The sequence below is a fragment of the Streptomyces neyagawaensis genome (assembly GCF_023516595.1).
In the GTDB taxonomy this organism is placed as follows: Bacteria; Actinomycetota; Actinomycetes; order Streptomycetales; family Streptomycetaceae; genus Streptomyces; species Streptomyces neyagawaensis.
The window spans coordinates 110,785-127,286 of record NZ_JAMGBG010000039.1; the positions used below are offsets into that span (position 1 = coordinate 110,785).

The 16,502-nt window shown below is 74.9% G+C and carries 12 protein-coding genes; 3 read left to right on the forward strand and 9 right to left on the reverse strand.

Annotation, left to right across the window (positions count from 1 at the left end; genetic code table 11):
• Positions 1-2: 2 nt before the first annotated feature.
• From M8J73_RS18465 to M8J73_RS18475, 3 genes are read right to left on the reverse strand one after another with little or no spacing between them, the layout of a single operon-like run.
• Complete coding sequence (locus tag M8J73_RS18465; protein WP_249828814.1) at positions 3-4,427, reverse strand: type I polyketide synthase; 4,425 nt, start codon at positions 4,425-4,427, stop codon at positions 3-5.
• Positions 4,424-6,169 (reverse strand): fatty acyl-AMP ligase, encoded by a 1,746-nt coding sequence (locus tag M8J73_RS18470; protein WP_249828815.1) that lies wholly within the window; start codon positions 6,167-6,169, stop codon positions 4,424-4,426. Before M8J73_RS18470 ends, M8J73_RS18465 begins: the two co-directional genes overlap by 4 nt.
• A 53-nt stretch (positions 6,170-6,222) precedes the next feature.
• Positions 6,223-7,869, reverse strand: coding sequence for an acyl-CoA carboxylase subunit beta (locus M8J73_RS18475; protein WP_372503970.1), 1,647 nt, complete (start codon positions 7,867-7,869; stop codon positions 6,223-6,225).
• 195 nt (positions 7,870-8,064) lie between these two features.
• Between M8J73_RS18475 and M8J73_RS18480 the strand changes: the two genes are divergently transcribed.
• Complete coding sequence (locus M8J73_RS18480; protein WP_240501363.1) at positions 8,065-9,243, forward strand: aminotransferase class V-fold PLP-dependent enzyme; 1,179 nt, start codon at positions 8,065-8,067, stop codon at positions 9,241-9,243.
• Between the two features lie 65 nt (positions 9,244-9,308).
• On the opposite strand, the gene M8J73_RS18485 is transcribed toward M8J73_RS18480, so the two are convergent.
• Positions 9,309-9,872, reverse strand: a complete 564-nt coding sequence (locus M8J73_RS18485) for a hemerythrin domain-containing protein (RefSeq protein WP_055539562.1) — start codon at positions 9,870-9,872, stop codon at positions 9,309-9,311.
• Between the two features lie 223 nt (positions 9,873-10,095).
• Between M8J73_RS18485 and M8J73_RS18490 the strand changes: the two genes are divergently transcribed.
• A complete protein-coding gene (locus tag M8J73_RS18490; protein WP_055539561.1) occupies positions 10,096-10,644 on the forward strand; it encodes a hypothetical protein in 549 nt (182 codons plus the stop codon).
• 30 nt (positions 10,645-10,674) lie between these two features.
• Here M8J73_RS18490 and M8J73_RS18495 read toward each other — a convergent pair whose 3' ends face one another.
• From M8J73_RS18495 to M8J73_RS18515, 5 genes are all read right to left on the reverse strand, one after another.
• A complete protein-coding gene (locus M8J73_RS18495; RefSeq protein ID WP_206187871.1) occupies positions 10,675-11,799 on the reverse strand; it encodes an SGNH/GDSL hydrolase family protein in 1,125 nt (374 codons plus the stop codon).
• A gap of 175 nt (positions 11,800-11,974) precedes the next feature.
• The gene (locus tag M8J73_RS18500) at positions 11,975-12,688 is read right to left on the reverse strand and encodes a response regulator transcription factor (RefSeq protein WP_055539560.1); all 714 of its coding nucleotides are present in this window, start codon (positions 12,686-12,688) and stop codon (positions 11,975-11,977) included.
• Positions 12,685-13,857, reverse strand: coding sequence for a sensor histidine kinase (locus tag M8J73_RS18505; protein ID WP_055539559.1), 1,173 nt, complete (start codon positions 13,855-13,857; stop codon positions 12,685-12,687). Before M8J73_RS18505 ends, M8J73_RS18500 begins: the two co-directional genes overlap by 4 nt.
• Complete coding sequence (locus tag M8J73_RS18510; RefSeq protein WP_055539558.1) at positions 13,854-14,375, reverse strand: hypothetical protein; 522 nt, start codon at positions 14,373-14,375, stop codon at positions 13,854-13,856. The genes M8J73_RS18505 and M8J73_RS18510 overlap by 4 nt, the downstream gene beginning before the upstream one ends.
• A gap of 314 nt (positions 14,376-14,689) precedes the next feature.
• Positions 14,690-15,103 (reverse strand): SRPBCC family protein, encoded by a 414-nt coding sequence (locus M8J73_RS18515; protein ID WP_055543046.1) that lies wholly within the window; start codon positions 15,101-15,103, stop codon positions 14,690-14,692.
• 307 nt (positions 15,104-15,410) lie between these two features.
• Between M8J73_RS18515 and M8J73_RS18520 the strand changes: the two genes are divergently transcribed.
• The gene (locus M8J73_RS18520) at positions 15,411-16,391 is read left to right on the forward strand and encodes an SDR family oxidoreductase (protein ID WP_249828816.1); all 981 of its coding nucleotides are present in this window, start codon (positions 15,411-15,413) and stop codon (positions 16,389-16,391) included.
• Positions 16,392-16,502: the final 111 nt, after the last annotated feature.

Consider the following 16,502-nt stretch of genomic DNA (forward strand, 5'->3'; position numbering starts at 1 on the left):
GATCAGCGGGTCTCCTCGTCGAGTTCGCGCCGCAGATGGGCGGCGATCTCGTCGACGTACGGCGGGTCCAGCAGCGACAGGTGGTGGCCCGCGACGGGGACGACCTTGAGCCGCGGGCACACCTCGTCCCAGCCGAGCGCCTCGTCGTCCCGCTCGTACGCGGGGTCGCGCACGGTGTGCGGGGCGGGTTCGGTGGCCCGGTACAGCACCACCCGCCCGTCGTGGCGGCCCGGCCGGTGTGCCTCCCCGATCCGCAGGTCCAGGTAGGAGGCGCGCTGGTGCTCCAGGGCGGCCGAGGGCACGTCGGCGGACTCGCGCAGCGCCCGCAGCACGGTGTCGACGCGCTCACCGTCGTCGTCCGTCGCCGCCAACTCGTCGTACGGCAGCCGCAGCCGCACCCCGTACGTCTCGGCGACATGCCGGGCGAAGCCGGCGAAGTGGCTGCGGACCCGGTCGGCGGGTGTCTGCCCGAGCGGTTCCGGGAGGGGGCGTACGGAGTCGATGAGCGCGACCAGCCCGACGTCCCGGCCGGAGGCCGTCAGCTGCCGGGCGGCCTCCTGGGCGACGAAGCCGCCGAACGACCAACCGCCCAGCAGGCAGGGCCCGTCGGGCTGCACGGCCGTCACCGCCTCGACGTAACGGCGCGCCTTCTCGACCACCGTCCGCGCCTCCTCGATCCGCTCCAGCCCGTACACCGGCCGCACCGCGCCGAGCCGCTCGGCGAGCCCCCGGTAGACGTCGGTGGTGCCGCCGGCGGCGTGGACGAGGAACAGCGGCGGCCGGGAGCCGGTGCGGTGAAGGGCCCGGATGGGGACGCCCGCGACGACGGTCGGCCGGGTGGGGGAGGGAAGGCCGCAGCCGGCCGCCGGGGCCGCCTGACGCGGTTGCCCGGCGGCCATCGCGACGACCGACGGCACCGGTTGGGCGGGCTGCGGTGTTGGTCGGGTGGGCTGCGGCGTCGGTTGCCCGTCCGGCCGGTGAGTCGCCGGTACGGCCGGACGCGGAGCCTTCAGCGCCCCCGGTGCGGTGAAGAGCGGCCCTTCTGCGGGTGGCGGCGGAGGCGTCGGCGCCCCGATGAGGGCCGGGTGCGGCACCGCCCCGGCCTCTTCGGTCCCGGTCAGGGCCCGTTGGATGCGTACCGCCGTCTCCTCGACAGTCGCGGCGCCCAGCAGGTCCCGCAGGGGCAGTTCCCTGCCGAAGTCGCGTTGCAGGCCGGCCCGGATGCGGACGGCCATCAAGGAGTCGAGGCCGAGGTCGGCGAAGGCGGTGGCCGGTGTGACACGGGTCGGCGGGTGTCCCGTCACGACGGAGATGTGGTGGCACAGCCGAGCGACGACCGAGGCGCCCTCCGCGCCCCGCGCCTCCACAGCGCCGCCCACTTCTTCCCCGCCACCCGCCTCCTCCGTGTTGCCCACCTTGTCTGCGCCCCGCGCCTCCTCGCCGACACGTATCGCCCTCGCGCCGGGCATTTTCTCCGCACACCCGGCAGCCGTCGGTGTGGAGTCCGCCGACCCCCCGCTCGGCCCGGCCGCGCCGCTCCCGCCCCGTCCGTCAGTCCACCAGTGCCGTACATGGCGCCAGCGTGGCCCCGGGAGGTCGGTGACCCGGCCCGGTGGCAGCGGTAGGCGCAGGCCGGCTGTGTGCAGCGTGGCCAGACGGGCGAGGAAACCGGCGGAGCCGTCGGCGTCGCGGTGGAGGGAGCCCACGGCCAGGGCCCCCGGCGCGGTGTCGGTGAGGGCTCCGGTGAGGACCGGGTGCGGGGAGATCTCGACGAACGCCGTGTGGCCGTCGGCGGCGGCGGAGGCGACGGCGCGGTCGAGCCGGACCGGGCGCCGCAGGTTGGCCGCCCAGTGCGCGGCGTCGAAGCGGCAGTCGCCGCGCGGGTCGTCGAGGACGGTGGAGTGGACGGGGATCAGGGGCCGCCCGCCCCGGATGTCGGCCAAGGCGTCCGTCAACTCGGGTAGCAGCGGCTCCACTTGGGGGGAGTGCCCGGCCCCGGTCACCCGCATGGCCCGTACGGCGCGCCCCTCCCGTTCCAGGGACCGGACGAGCCGGGCCACCGCCGCGTCCTCGCCCGTGACCACCTTCTGCGTGGGCGAGGAGTGCACGGCGACATGGACGCCGGGGAAGTCCCGCTCCAGCGCGTCGAGTTCGTCGTCGGCGAGGTCGGTGACCGCCATGGCCCCGCCGTGCAGTCCGCCGAGCAGCCGGGCCCGTACGGCGACCACGCGGGCCGCGTCCGCCACGTCCAGCGCCCCCGCGCACACCGCGGCGGCCACCTCGCCCAGGGAGTGGCCGATGACGGCGACCGGTTCGACGCCGTACGCGCGCCACAGCTCCGCGAGCGCCAGCTGAAGACCGAACAACACGGGTTGGGCGACGTCCAGGCGATCGAGCGGGTCACCGGAGGCGAGGTGGTCGTGGAGGGACAGGCCGCACTCCGGGGCGAGTTGTCCGTCGAGTTTCTCCACGGCGGTCGCGAAGGCGGGCTCCTCCGCCAGCAGCCGGCGCCCCATCCCGGCCCACTGACTGCCGTACCCGGAGAACACCCACACCGGTCCACGCCCGACGAGGTCACGGTCGCCCGTCACGACCTGCGGGCGGGGCCGCCCCTGCTCCAACGTCCGCAGGCCGTCCACCAGTTCGTTCCGGTCGCGGGCGACGATCGCGGCGCGGACGGGCCCCCGGCCGGCGCGTCCGGCGAGTGTGCGGGCCACGTCCGCCAGGTGTGTGGCGTCGCCCTCGGGCGTCCCGAGCCAGTCGGCGAGCCGGGCCGCCGTGTCCCGCAGGCGCGCGGGGTCGGTGTCGGAGAGGACGTGGAGGCGGGCCGTCGGCGCGTCGGCCGGGGGCGGCAGCAGCGCGCCGGGCCGCCACTCCTCCAGCACGGCATGGGCGTTGGTGCCGCCGAACCCGAACCCCGACACCCCCGCGGTGGCCGTACCGCCGTACCGGGGCCACGGCTCGGGCTCGGTCACGACCCGCAGCCGTACGTCGTCGAGGGAACTGCCCTCGGCGAGACAGTGCAGCGACGGCGGGACGAGGTCGTGGTGCAGGGCGAGCACGGTCTTCACCAGGCCGGCGATCCCGGCGGCCGACTCCAGATGCCCGAGGTTGCCCTTGACGGAGCCCAGGAGCAGCGGCTGGTCGGGGTCACGGTCCGCGCCGAGCACCGCGGCGAGCGCGCCCGCCTCGATCGGGTCGCCGAGCGGGGTGCCGGTGCCGTGCGCCTCGACATGGTCGACGCGCGCCGGGGCGAGGCCGGCGCGCGCGTACGCGGTGGCCAGCAGGTCCCGTTGGGCGGCCGGGTTGGGCGCCAGCAGGCCGTTGGAGCGGCCGTCGGAGTTGACGGCGGTGGCGCGGATGACGGCGAGGACGCGGTCGCCGTCCCGTTCGGCGTCGGACAGCCGTTTCAGCAGCACGGCGGCGCATCCCTCGCCGCGCCCGATGCCGTCGGCCGCCGTCGAGAACGGCTTGCAGCGCCCGTCCGGCGCGAGGGCGCCCGCCCGCCGGAAGGCGACGGTGACCGCGGGGGACAGCAGCAGGTTCACCCCGGCGGCGATCGCCGTGTCGCTCTCGCCGGTGCGCAGGCTGACACACGCGTGGTGCACGGCGACCAGCGACGACGAACAGGCCGTGTCGACGGCCATGCTGGGCCCACGGGTGTCGAGGACGTACGCGAGCCGGCCCGCCGCGACGCTCAGCGCCCCGCCCGCCGGCGCCCAGGGGTCGACGGCCGCCGGGTCGGCGCCGGTCAGCTGCCCGTACTCGGGCGCGGAGATCCCGACGAAGACCCCGGTGGCGGTGCCCGCGAGGGACGCGGCCGGGACGGCGGCGTGGTCGAGGGTCTCCTGGACGACCTCCAGGAGGATCCGCTGCTGCGGGTCCATGACCGCCGCCTCGCGCGGGGTGATCCGGAAGAAGTCCGCGTCGAACCCGGCGATGTCGTCGAGGAACCCGCCGTACGGCTGGGCGTCGGCGGGCGGGAACGCGGTGAAGTCACGCCAGCGGTCCTCCGGGACCCGGCGGACCGTGTCGACGCCCTCGGTCAGCAGCCGCCAGTAGTCGCCGGGCCCGCGCACACCGCCCGGCAGCCGGCAGCCCACCCCGACGACCGCGATCGGCTCGCCCGGCGCGGCCGGCACCGGGGCTCGTACGACCGGCGGCCTTACCCCCGTCGCCGTACCGCACAGCCGGGCCACCAGGGCGTCGCCGGTCGACGCCTCCCAGACCAGGGTGACCGGCAGGTCCCGGCCCGTCGCCCGCGACAGGTCCCCGGCGAGGACGACCGCGTCCCGTGAGGACATGCCGAGGTCGGCGAGCGGCCGGTCCATCGGTACGTCCGCCGCGGCCGCACCGGTCCAGGCGGCCACCCGCTCGGCGACCAGCCGCCGCAACTCGCCCTCGTCGACGTCCCGGACGGCCCTCACGGGGAGACCTCCGCCCAGGCACCCGCCAGATACCGCTCGCGGGTGCGGGCCCGCGCCACCTTGCCGCTGGACGTTCGGGGCACGGTGCCCGGCGGCACCAGCACGACGTCGGCGAGGCGCAGCCCGTGGCGGGCGGAGACGGCGGCGCGCACCGCGCGGGTCACGGCCGGGACGTCCAGGTCGGCGAGGGTCGTGGTCCGGACGTGCTCCGCGACGACCACCACCCGCTCGCCCGCGTCGCCGGGGACACCGAGGGCGGCGAGCCGGTCGCGTCGCAGCGCCGGGTGCGCGTCCTGGGCGGTGGCCTCCACGTCCTGCGGGTAGTGGTTGCGGCCGTCGACGACGATGAGGTCCTTCAGCCGCCCGGTGACGACCAACTGCCCGTCCAGGACCGTCCCCAGATCACCGGTGCGCAGCCATGCGCCGGGACCGTCGGCGGAGTCGGCGAACAGGGCGCCGAACACCCGCCGCGTCTGCCGCTCCTGGTTCCGGTAGCCGCGCCCCACGTTGGGGCCCCGCACCCAGATCTCGCCGATCTCCCCCTCCGCCAGCGCGGTACGGGACACCGGGTCGGCGATCCGGACCCGCTGGCCCGCCGGGGTGCCGCAGCCGGCCAGCAGCACCGCCCGCGGATCGTCGGGCCGGGCGGGCAGCGCCTTGCCGGTGGCGAGGGCGTCACGGTCGAGCGCGATACCGCGCACCGGCTCGCCCGGCCGGGCCGCGCTGACGAAGACGGTCGCCTCGGCCAGCCCGTACGACGGGCAGTGCGTCCCGGCCGGGAGCCCCTGCGCGGCGAACGCGGCGTGGAAACGGTCGGCCGTACCGGGCCGCACCGGCTCGCTGCCGTTGATCAGCGCGGCCACCCCGTCCAGCCGCAGCCCCGCCTTCTGCGCCTCGGTGACGGCCGACGCGCAGTAGTCGTAGGCGAAGTTGGGGGCCGCGCTCAGCGCCCGCGGATGCGCGGCGAGCAACCGCAGCCAGCGCACGGGCTCGTGCAGGAACGCCACCGGGTCCATGAGCACCGACAGCACCCCCCGCACCACCGGCGCCGCGACACTCAGCACGAGCCCCATGTCGTGGTACAGCGGCAGCCAGCCCACACAGGTCACCGGCTGGGCGTCGGCCCCGTAGGCGGTGAGCGCCTGGCGGGCGTTGGCGACGACATTGGCATGGGTGATCTCCACACCGGCCGGGGTGCGGGTCGAGCCGGAGGTGTACTGGAGGTACGCGACCGCCGTGGGGTCCGGCGGCTCGGGCCGCCACCCGCCGGCGGCGGCGTCGGGCACCTGATCGGCGGCGACGATCCGCGGGGCCCGGTCGCCGCGGAACTCCCGTACCTCGTCCCGGAGACGGCCCGTCGTCACGACGACGGCCGGGTCCGCGTCGGCCAGCACGGCAGCGAGCCGGTCGCCGTGGCCGGGCAGACCGGGCGGGTACAGCGGTACGGCGACCAGCCCGGCGGTGAGCGCCGCGAGGAACGCGGTGACGTAGTCCGTCCCCTGCGGGCACAGCACCGCGACCCGCTCCCCGGGCGCGGCCTCCTCGGCGAGCCGGGCGGCCACCGCCCGCACCCGCAGGTCCAGCCGCCGCCAGGTCAGCGTGCGGTGGACGCCCCGTGAGTGCGGGGCCGGATGGTCGACGAACGTGAACGCCCGACGGTCGGGAGTGGTCGTGGCCCAGTGCCCCACGTACTCCGGCAGACTCCGGATCGGGGGTGCGGACGGGGGACGGCGGCTGTCCATCGGGCGTGGCTCCTCACGTCGCGGGGCGGTGCTTGCGGGGGCGGACGGGCCGGTCAGAGGGGGATGTTGCCGTGGCGCCGCTCGGGCGTCGCGGCACGTTTGCCGCCGAGGGCGCGCAGCGCGCGGCAGATGTGGGAGCGGGTGTCGCGGGGAGCGATGACGGCGTCGACGTACCCCCGCTCGGCGGCGAGGTACGGCGTGCCGTGCGTCGTCTCGTACGCGGCGACGAGGCGGGCCCGCAGCGCCTCCGGGTCGGCCGACGCGGCGAGTTCACGGCGGTGCAGGACGCCCACCGCGCCCTCGGCGCCCATGACGGCGATGCGCGCGGTGGGCCAGGCCAGGTTGATGTCGGCGCCGAGGTGCTTGGAGCCCATCACCGCGTAGCCGCCGCCGTACGCCTTGCGCACCACCACCGTGACCTTCGGGACGGTCGCCTCGGCGTACGCGTACAGCAGTTTGGCGCCCCGGCGGATGATGCCCGCCTGCTCCTGCCGGACGCCGGAGAGATAGCCGGGGACGTCGGCGAAGGTCAGCAGCGGCATGCCGAACGCGTCGCAGAACCGCACGAACCGCGCCGCCTTCTCGGAGGCGTCGATGTCGAGGACCCCGGCGGCGTGCAGCGGCTGGTTCGCGACCACCCCGACGGGGGCGCCCTCGACGAGCGCGAGGGCGCAGACGATGTTCGGCGCGAACAGCTCCTGCACCTCCAGCAGTTCACCGTCGTCGACGACCGCGCGGAGCACGTCCCGCATGTCGTAGGCCTGCCCGAGCCGGTCCGGCACCACCGTGTCCAGGACCGCCCCGTCGGGCGCGGCCCCCGGCGCGTACCGCGGAGGCCGCTCCAGGTTGTTGGCGGGCAGGTACGACAGCAGGTCCCGTACGGTGTCGAGGGCGTCCACCTCGCCGGCGGCCAGGAAGTGGGCGTTGCCGTTCACGGTGTTGCTGGTGCGGGCGCCCCCCAGTTCCTCGGCGCTGGTGCGTTCACCGGTGACGGTCTCGATGACGTCGGGCCCGGTGACGAACATGTGCGAGGCGCCGTCCACCATCACCGTGAAGTCGGTGATCGCGGGGGAGTAGGCGGCCCCGCCCGCACACGGCCCGAGGACGACCGAGATCTGCGGGATCACCCCGGACGCCCGTACGTTGCGGCGGACCAGCTCGGCGTAGAGGGCGAGCGAGGTGACGCCCTCCTGGATGCGGGCGCCGCCGCCGTCGTTGAGCCCGACGACCGGGCAGCCCGTCTTCAGGGCGAGGTCCATCAGGGCGAGGGTCTTCTCCCCGAACGCCTCGCCCATGCTGCCGCCGAACACCGTCGAGTCCTGGGCGAACACACAGACCGGGCGGCCGTCGATCGTGCCGTGCCCGGTGACCACCCCGTCACCGTGGGGGCGGTGGGCGCCGTCGCCGGTGGGCCGAGCCCGTACGAACAGGCCGGTCTCGGTGAACGAGCCCGCGTCCAGCAGCAGATCGATCCGCTCCCGGGCGCCGTACTCACCGCGTCTCCTGGGCCCGCCCGGAGCCGTCGCCAGCGCCCGGCGCTCCGCCAGCTCGCGCACACGGTCTGCGGTGCGGTCCGGGACCCGCCCGACGGTGGGGACGCCGACCGGGCCGGCGGTGGGGACGCCGACCGGGCCGGCGGTGGGTTCGGGCAGGCGGGTCGGCGTGCGTTCCGCGGGCCGCCTCGTCCGGGATGTCGTCACCTCTAGCGTCACAGCCACCTCCGAAGTGGCTTCCGAATATGGCAGCGCGACGGCGGAGGTCCGGCGTGATCGCCGTTTCGTTTGCGGGAGTTGAGTCCCCCGGGCCCGGAGTTGCTCCCCGGGTGACAACGACCGGTCCAGGAACCGGGGCGCGCAGAGTTCACCCGGCGGTGACGGCCGGGAAGGATGGGCCCCATGGATGTCGACGCACTGCGCCGGGACACCCCGGGCACCGCCCACCGGATCCACCTCAACAACGCCGGAGCCGGCCTGCTCTCCCGGCAGACCCTGACGGCCGTCACCTCCCACCTGGAACTCGAGGCCGCCATCGGCGGCTACGAGGCCGCGGCACGGGAGAGGGAACGGATCGACGCCACCTACACCCACATCGCCCGACTGCTGGGAGGGCGGCCCGAGGAGGTCGCCCTCTTCGACAACTCCACCCATGCCTGGAACGCCGCCTTCTACTCCCTGACGTTCAAGCCCGGGGACCGCATCCTCACCGGCCGCGACGAGTACGGCAGCAGCGTCCTCGCCTACCTCCAGATCGCCCGCCGCACCGGCGCGGAGATCGTCGTCGTCCCCGACGACGAGCACGGGCAGCTCGACACGGCCGCCCTCGCCGACCTCATCGACGAGCGGACCAGGCTCGTCGGCGTCACCCATGTGCCGACCAGCGGCGGCCTGATCAACCCGGCCGCCGAGATCGGCCGGATCACCCGTGCCGCCGGGGTGCCGTTCCTGCTCGACGCGACCCAGTCCGTGGGGCAGTTCCCGGTCGACGTCACCGAGATCGGCTGCGACCTGCTCACCGCCACCGGCCGCAAGTTCCTGCGCGGTCCGCGCGGCACCGGCTTCCTGTGGGTGCGGCCCGAGGCACTGGAGTACCTGGAGCCGCACGTCATCGAGATCCAGGCCGCCACCTGGGACGGCGAGCGGGGCTTCACCTGGCAGCCGGGCGCCCGGCGCTTCGAGAGCTGGGAGACCGGCTACGCCAATGTGCTGGGCCTCGAATCCGCCGTACGCCAGGCCCTCGACCTGGGCCTGGACCGGATCGGCGAACGGGCCCTCGCCCTCGGCGCGTATCTGCGCGACCGCCTCGACGCCCTGCCCGGCGTCACCACCCACGACCTCGGCGCGCACCGCTGCGCCATCGTGACCGCCAAGGTCGACGGCGTGCCCGCCGCCGAGGTCGCCGCCACCCTGGCGGGGCACGGCATCAACGTCACGTACACCGTCCCCGAGCACACCCAGTTCGACACCGAACACCGGGGTGTCCACCCGCTGGTGCGCCTCTCCCCGCACTACTACAACACCGAGGCCGAACTCGACCTGACCGTCGAGGCCATGGCCGGCATCGCCTCAGGCCGATGACAAGGGGGCCCGGGGCGGACATCCGCCCCGGGCCCCCGAGTCCGTACCGGCCGCCGTCCGGTGCCTCAGGACTCCTTGCCGCGGCCGGTCATCGCGTCGCGCAGCCGGTCGACGAAACCCATGCCCGGCGCCAGCATCTTGTTGGCCGGGGGCTTGTCCGGCGCGGACGGGTGCGGCCGGGTCGGCGCGGTCTTCTTGGCCGTCCGCACCTTGTCGCCCAGCCGGTCCAGCATCTCCGCCGGACAGGACCGGGTCATCCGGGGCAAGAGATTGCTCTCCTCGTCCCGGACATGGCTCCTGATCTCCGTCATGAGCTGGGTGATCAGCCGGTCGAACTCGGGGTCGTCGGCCTCGCACCGCTCCAGGTCCTTCATGAGGCGCTCGGCCTCGGCGTGGTCCTGCAGCTCACGGTCGGCGATCGCGTCCCCGTCGGGCACGTGCTCACGGACCGCAGGGTAGAGGTACGCCTCCTCGGCGACCGAGTGCCGGATCAGCTCGATGGTGACCTGGTCCGCGTACACCTTGCGTTTGGCGTGCCCCGAGGGCAGCTGTTCGATCTTGCCGAAGAGCTCCTCCACCTCGCGGTGGTCGGTCTTGAGTTCCTCGACGACGTTTCCGCCGTGTCCCATGACTCGCTCCTTTCCGCCTGTCCCGGCCGTCTGCCGCGGGCGGGCCCGAAGGGGGCCAGTGAACCCCTTTCGTGTCCGGTATCGACGTATTGATCCCTTGGTGGTCAGGTGGGCCGGCCTCTGTGGCCGAGGACACGTCCGCTGCGTGGCCTGCGCCATTTCCGTCGCGGCGCTCCCCGGCTACGTTCTTCGGTGCGCGCTCCCCAGTACCCCGGACGGCCCAGTGCACGCAGATCTCTCCCCCCTCATCGCCGCGACCGCCCAGTGGCTGACCCGCGCCTATCCGGCGGGCGGCGGCGCGATCGACTCCGCCCTCTGCGAGGCCCAGGCCCGGCAGGCGGTGACCGTGGCCGCCTGGCTGCGCTACCCCACGCCGATGGACGCGGGCCTCGTCGGCATGTCCGGACCCGGCGGCTCGGCCCGGCTCGACTGGATCACCGGCTACGAGACGGCCGATGACACGGCCGACGAGACGGACCCCGCGGCGGAGGACGAGCACGCCTGGCGGAGTTGGGTGGACGAGGTCGTCGCCAGCTGGGCGGCCTGCCTGCTCACCGACCCCGCCCTGGCCGGCGCCGCGGTGACCGCCCTCGCCGGCACCCACCACACCGCCGGTTCCCCCGTGGCCTTCCGCCGGCTGCTCGATCCGGACGTCCAGGACCGCCGGGCCGCCGCGCTGCTGCGCCACCCCGATCTCCTCGCCCCCGTGGCCGGACTCCACCACGCGGGTCTCCTCGACGCACTGCGGCCGGGGCAGGCCCTGCCGGCGTGAACCCCGGCCGCGAAGGGGCCCGGCCGCCCGCTACCAGCGCAGCGGAAGGCGCGCCACGAACTCGGTGAGCAGGTTCGCGAGGGTCCGGTGGTCGTTGAGCGACGGGTGCCAGTCGCAGCCGAGGAGGTCCAGGGCCGCGTCGCCGAAGAAGAAGTGGCGGACCCGGTCGTCGCCCCGCCGGTTGCGCTCCCGCACGATCCTCGTGGTCGCGTCGGCGAACGGCCGGGTGGCCGACACCACCAGGAACGTGCCGGGGCCGTAGCGCGCCCGCAGCCGGTCCAGGAACCCGTGGTAGGCGCTCTCGTAGTCGGCGACCAGCGCCTCCTGGGTGGCCCAGCGCTCACCGGGACGCAAGGGGGTGGAGAAGTCGTTGATGCCGAGCCCGATCACGACGACCTGGGGGCGCCAGCTGTCGGGCTTGCTCCACACGTCGCCGTCCACGTTCAGCAGGGCCCGCTCGTAGAACGTGCGGTAGCTGACGCCCGGGTCGCCGCCGTTGTAGTTGCGGACCATGCCGCGACCGGAGATCGCGTTGAGCTGGTGGTCCGCGTCGAGCCTGCGCGCGATCAGCGAGCCGAACGCGAGATCGGCGTTGCTGTTCCGGTTGACGCCGCCGTTGCCCGAACAGTCCCGTGTCTGCGAGACATTGCCGTAGCCGGCGGTGAACGAGTCGCCGATGAACTCGATCTGCCGGGTCCGCGCCCGGGGCGCGCCGAGGATCGCCCCGCCTGGGGCCGCCGTGAACCCGCCGAACCGTCCCACCGCCCACGGGCTCTCCGTGCGCTTGACCAGCCGCACCGTGTGCTCGGTGTCGGACAGGCCGCGCAGCCAGGACACGGTGCGGCCCGGCGTGACCAGCGTCGCGGCGGTCGTCCCGTCGATCCGGACGTCGTAGTCGTTGTTCGTGTCGTCGAGGACGATCCCGATGCCCGTGCCCCGGAACCGCGCCTCGAAGTACACGCCGGGCCAGGTGTACTGCACCATCCCGTCGGCGGCCTCCTTCACCCGGCCCACGGTGTGGAACACGGCCCGTGCGTCGGCGGCCGCCCGCGCGGGGGAGGGGAGGGCCGCGGTGACGAGCCCCGCGGCGGCGGCCGCGACCAGGGTCCTGCGGGAGAGGTGGGACGGTGGGGGCAAGGGGCGAGACACGTACATGTGACATCCCTTCGACACGCGGACGGACGGGTGCGGAGTGTGGGAGCGCTCCCAGGCCATGTGCTTTCGAAGGTGACCGCCCCCCACCACCCCGTCAACCCCTCAGGTCGACATCCGTCACGCGCCGGACCACCGCGACGGTCCGCCCATCCGGCGGAAGTCGGCCGGGCGCCGACTACGCCTGAGGCGGACGCGTCAGGCCCTTCTGGTACGCGTAACGCACCGCCTGCGCCCGGTCCTTGACGCCCGTCTTGGCGAAGAGGTTGTTGATGTGCGTCTTGACGGTGGCCGGGGAGACATGGAGGGCGCGGGCGATCTCCGTGTTGCTGAGCCCGTCGGCGATACGGGCCAGCACCTCGGCCTCACGGGCGGTCAGCCCGTCGGGGAGCGCGGCGGGCGCAGGATCCGGCGCCGGGTGGGCCAGTTGCTCCAGCAGACGCCGCTGGATCCGTGGGGACAGACCGGCGTCCCCGTCCAGTACGGCATGGACCGCCCGTACGATCTCGTCGCCGTCGGCGTCCTTGGTCAGATAGCCGCGCGCCCCGGCCCGCAGCGCCGGGAAGAGCCAGTCGTCGTCGGCGTACGTGGTGAGCACGACGACCTCGGTACCGGGGTGGTCGGCGCGGACACGACGGGTCGCCTCGACGCCGTCGCAGCGGGGCATGCGCAGATCCATCAGCACGACGTCCGGGGCGAGTTCGGCGACGAGCCGTACGGCCTCCTCGCCGTCGCCCGCCGAACCGACCACCTCGATGCCGGGCAGCAGCCCGAGGATCATCACGATGCCCTCGCGCACCACGGTCTGGTCGTCGGCGACCACCACCCGCGCCGTCCGGCCGCTCCCCGTCGTCGCGTCGTTGCTTCTGGCGTTCCCGGCCCCCTCGTTCACGCCGGCACCCGCAGCCGCACCACGAAGCCCTCCTCGTCCGGTCCCGCCTCCAGGGTGCCGCCGAGCAGTTCGGCCCGCTCCCGCATCCCGATCAGACCGTACCCGGAGCCGGCCGGGACCGGACCGCCGCCGTCGCGGCCCGGATCGCGCACGGCGCCGAAGTCCCGTACCTCCAGGGCGACATGCGCGTCCTCGTAGGCGAGCCGCAGCCGCACCCGGGCGCCGGGCGCGTGGCGGCGCACATTGGTCAGGGCCTCCTGGGCCACCCGGCGCACCGTCTGCGCGGCCTCCGCCGACAGCGCGCGGCGTTCACCGCCGACCTCCACGGCGGTCGCCTCGGTGAGGGCGGCCAGATCACGCAGGTACTCCTCCACCGGAGCCGTCTCGCCCCGCAGCGCGGACAGCGCCTGACGGGTCTCCGCCAGGCCCTCACGGGCCATGGCCCGGGCGGCGACGACCCGTTCGAGGATCCGCTCCCGCTCGGCGTCACGCTCGATCAGCAGCCGGGCCGCCTCCAGGTGGACCAACTGGGCGGAGAGGCTGTGGGCGAGGACGTCGTGCATCTCGCGGGCGATCCTGGCCCGTTCGGTGAGGGCGGCGGCCTCCGCCTGGGCCTCCAGCGCGGCCCGTTCACGGAGTCGGAGCCGCAGGGCGTTCCCGCGCGCCTCGGCGTCCAGGCGCAGGACGTGGCCGAGGAGGAAGAGCCCGGCCGCGGTCGCGGCCGTCGTGGGCCATGGGTCGTCCGCCGTCACGGCGTAGCCGGCGAGCGCACCGGCGGCCACGGGAACCGCGGCGGCCCACGGCAGCCGCCGCAGCGCCACGACGACCACACCGCACCACACGACGACCGCCAGCACGTCGAAGCCCACGGCCCGCGCCGCCACGGCGAGGCCCGCCGCCGCGAGGAGTATCAGCAGGGAGGTCCACACCCGCCGGGCGAGGGTGAGCCGGAAGAACGCCCACACACCCAGCACGCAGCCCATCACGGCGACCACGTCGAACAGCGTCCGCCAGGACAGGACCGGGTGCTCCGAGATCCCGCGCCACAGCAGCAGCCCGGTCACGAAGACCCGTCCGGTCCAGGCGCGCAGCCGCCCGTACCGCGTGGCGCCCTCCCGGGAGAGCGCCTCCCGAGAGGGCCAGCTCGTCCAGGTCGTACGACGACTCACACACGGTCCTTCCGGGCGGCGGCGGGGGAGATGACGACTCGGCCGGCATCACGGTACGTCGGCTCCAGGCCGCAGGCCCGCCACTTGAGCACCCCGCCGCGGGCCAGCAGGGTCACCGCGAGCCCGAGCAGCAGGGCGCCGCCGCCCTGCTCCACGCCGGCCGCCGCCCCGGCGCCGTACAGCCCGGCCCGCGCGGCGACCCCGCCGAGCCACACCAGTGCGGTGGCCCCGGTGCCCTTGGCCCACACCGAGCCGTCCGCGGCCCGCCACACACGCGGGGTCACCGCCCAGCCGAGGCCCGTCAGCAGCCCCACCACCACCTCCGCGCCGAGCAGCGTGGCGGCGGCGACCGGATGCCGTCCGTCGAGCAGCCCCGGTTCCCGCACCGCCAGCACGGCCAGCGCGACGGGCAGCACCCACCACCGCCGGTCCAGGTCGATCCGCTGCGCCAGGAACTGCCGTACGACCACCCACCCGACGACCGCGACGATCACCAGCGCGTTGACGGACTCGGACATGGTCGCCTCCGGGGAACGGGGAAGTCCTGTACCCGTCAAGTTAGGCGGAAGCGCAGGTCAGGGGATCGGAGGCAGGGAGGATCGTGGGTGGAGGTGTCCTCTCCACCCACGGGTGGAGACGGGGTTTCCGGCGAGGGGCGGGGCGGGTCAGGGTGGGCCCGGGGCGGGTCCGCGGCGGGTCCGCGGTGGGGCCCGGGGCGGGTCCAGGGTAGGGGGCCGGGGCGAGGTGGGCCGTGTCGACGGGGAGGGGTGGGCCGTGTCGACGGGGAGGGCGGGGGCATGGCTTGGGCGAGGGCTGTGGCCGTGTCCCGGTGTCAGCCCGCCGTGTGCTCGACGCGCAGCCGCACCTGCTCCTCCAGGCGCCGCAGGCTGGTGTCGAGGGCGTCGGCCACGGCCTGCTCGCCCGGATCGTGGCTGTTGTCGAAGAAGGACAGATGGACCGTCACCTCGCTCGCCCCGCCGTCGATACCGGCGACCTGGAGCCACCCCGTGTAGCTCGACCGCCCCCGCGTGCCCCACTCCAGCCGCATCTGCTCGCGCCGGGCGCGCAGCAGCGCGGCCATGTCCTCGTCCGTGCGGTCCTCGTGCACGGTGACGGCGGGCAGACCGGCGGCCTCCACATGCAGGGCGTCCGGCAACCAGGCGTCCAGCTGGTCGACATTGGCAGCCTGGTCGAACACGTGCTCGGGCTGTGCGGGCATCGTGCGGGAACGTTCGTACTCGGTCATGGCGGCACCACCTAGACCCGTCTCGGCGCAGCGGGATCCGCGCGTGAGCGTGCCGGGTACCCGGCCGCCCCCGGCGTGAATCAGCCGGGCGGCGGCGATGACGGCTGCCGCGCGCGGCCGGCGCGGCGGCGGCCATGCCCGGTCGTCGGCCGGCGGAGGTGACCGCGTGGTTTCGGGTACCCGTGCGCCGGCGGCGGCCACGAAGGGCGCGTCCGCCCGAGACGGCCGGCTGCACCGGATACGGAAGAGCGGCACACAGCCGAACAGCTCATACAGCCGGATACAGCGATGTACGAGGAGGTACGCGATGCGACTGCGGGATCACGTGGTGGTGGTGACGGGGGCGTCCAGCGGGATCGGCAGGGCCACGGCCGAGGCGTTCGCCCGCAAGGGGTGCGCGGTGGTGCTGGCCGCGCGGCGCGAGGAGGCGCTGGAGGCGACGGCACAGGAGTGCGGGAAGCACCGCGGGGCCCGGACCCTGGTCGTGCCGACCGACACCACGGACGTCGGCGCGGTCGAGGAACTGGCCGCGCGTGCCGTGCGGGAGTTCGGCCGGATCGACGTCTGGGTCAACAACGCGGCCGTCAACGCCTTCGGCCGCTTCGAGGACGTACCGATCGAGGACTTCCGCAAGGTCCTCGACGTCAACGTGATGGGCTATGTGTACGGGGCGCGGGCGGCGCTGCCGGTGATGCGCGCGCAGGGCCGGGGCACGCTGATCAACATCTCGTCCGTGGCGGGCGCCGTCGCCCAGCCGTACAGCCACCCGTACAGCATGTCGAAGCACGCCGTGCAGGGCCTCGGGTCGAGTCTGCGGCAGCAACTGCGGGTGGAGGGCGTGAAAGGCATCCACGTGTGCACGGTGATGCCGGCGACCATCGACACCCCGCACTTCGAGCAGGCGGCCAACTTCACCGGGCGCAGGGTGCTCGCCATGCCGCCCGTGTACAGCCCCGAGCGGGTCGCCCACGCCGTCGTCGACCTGGTCCGGCACCCCCGGCGCGAGGTCGTCGTCGGACCTGCGGGCAAGGCCCTGGTACGGCAGGCGCGGAGGTCTCCGGCCGTCGCGGAGCGGGCGATGGCGCGGCAGACCGACAAGACCCATCTCTCCCACGACGAGGCGGCCCCGGCCACCCACGGCGCGCTGCACGTCCCGGCATCCGGAGAGGGCGCGGTGCACGGCGGCTGGGGCGGCCGGCGCCGCACCGCGCTGCGCCGCACGGCCACCGTCGCGCTCGTCGGAGCGGGGGTGGCCGCCGCCGGCCGCCGGATCGGCCGGACCGCCTGACACACGGGGGGCCGGGAGCGGCGGGTTCGCCGCTCCCGGCCCACGGCACGAGGTGCGGCCGGCACGAGGTGCGGCGACGCCCCGGTGGGTCTACGCCCCGGTGGGTCCCCA

What these genes read in the sequence shown, in the direction of transcription:
- M8J73_RS18470 (WP_249828815.1), bottom strand. Translation starts at nt 6,169, where the DNA reads ATGGACAGCCGCCGTCCCCCGTCCGCACCCCCGATCCGGAGTCTGCCG.
- M8J73_RS18480 (WP_240501363.1), top strand. Translation starts at nt 8,065, where the DNA reads ATGGATGTCGACGCACTGCGCCGGGACACCCCGGGCACCGCCCACCGG.
- M8J73_RS18485 (WP_055539562.1), bottom strand. Translation starts at nt 9,872, where the DNA reads ATGGGACACGGCGGAAACGTCGTCGAGGAACTCAAGACCGACCACCGC.
- M8J73_RS18495 (WP_206187871.1), bottom strand. Translation starts at nt 11,799, where the DNA reads ATGTACGTGTCTCGCCCCTTGCCCCCACCGTCCCACCTCTCCCGCAGG.
- M8J73_RS18510 (WP_055539558.1), bottom strand. Translation starts at nt 14,375, where the DNA reads ATGTCCGAGTCCGTCAACGCGCTGGTGATCGTCGCGGTCGTCGGGTGG.
- M8J73_RS18515 (WP_055543046.1), bottom strand. Translation starts at nt 15,103, where the DNA reads ATGACCGAGTACGAACGTTCCCGCACGATGCCCGCACAGCCCGAGCAC.
- M8J73_RS18520 (WP_249828816.1), top strand. Translation starts at nt 15,411, where the DNA reads ATGCGACTGCGGGATCACGTGGTGGTGGTGACGGGGGCGTCCAGCGGG.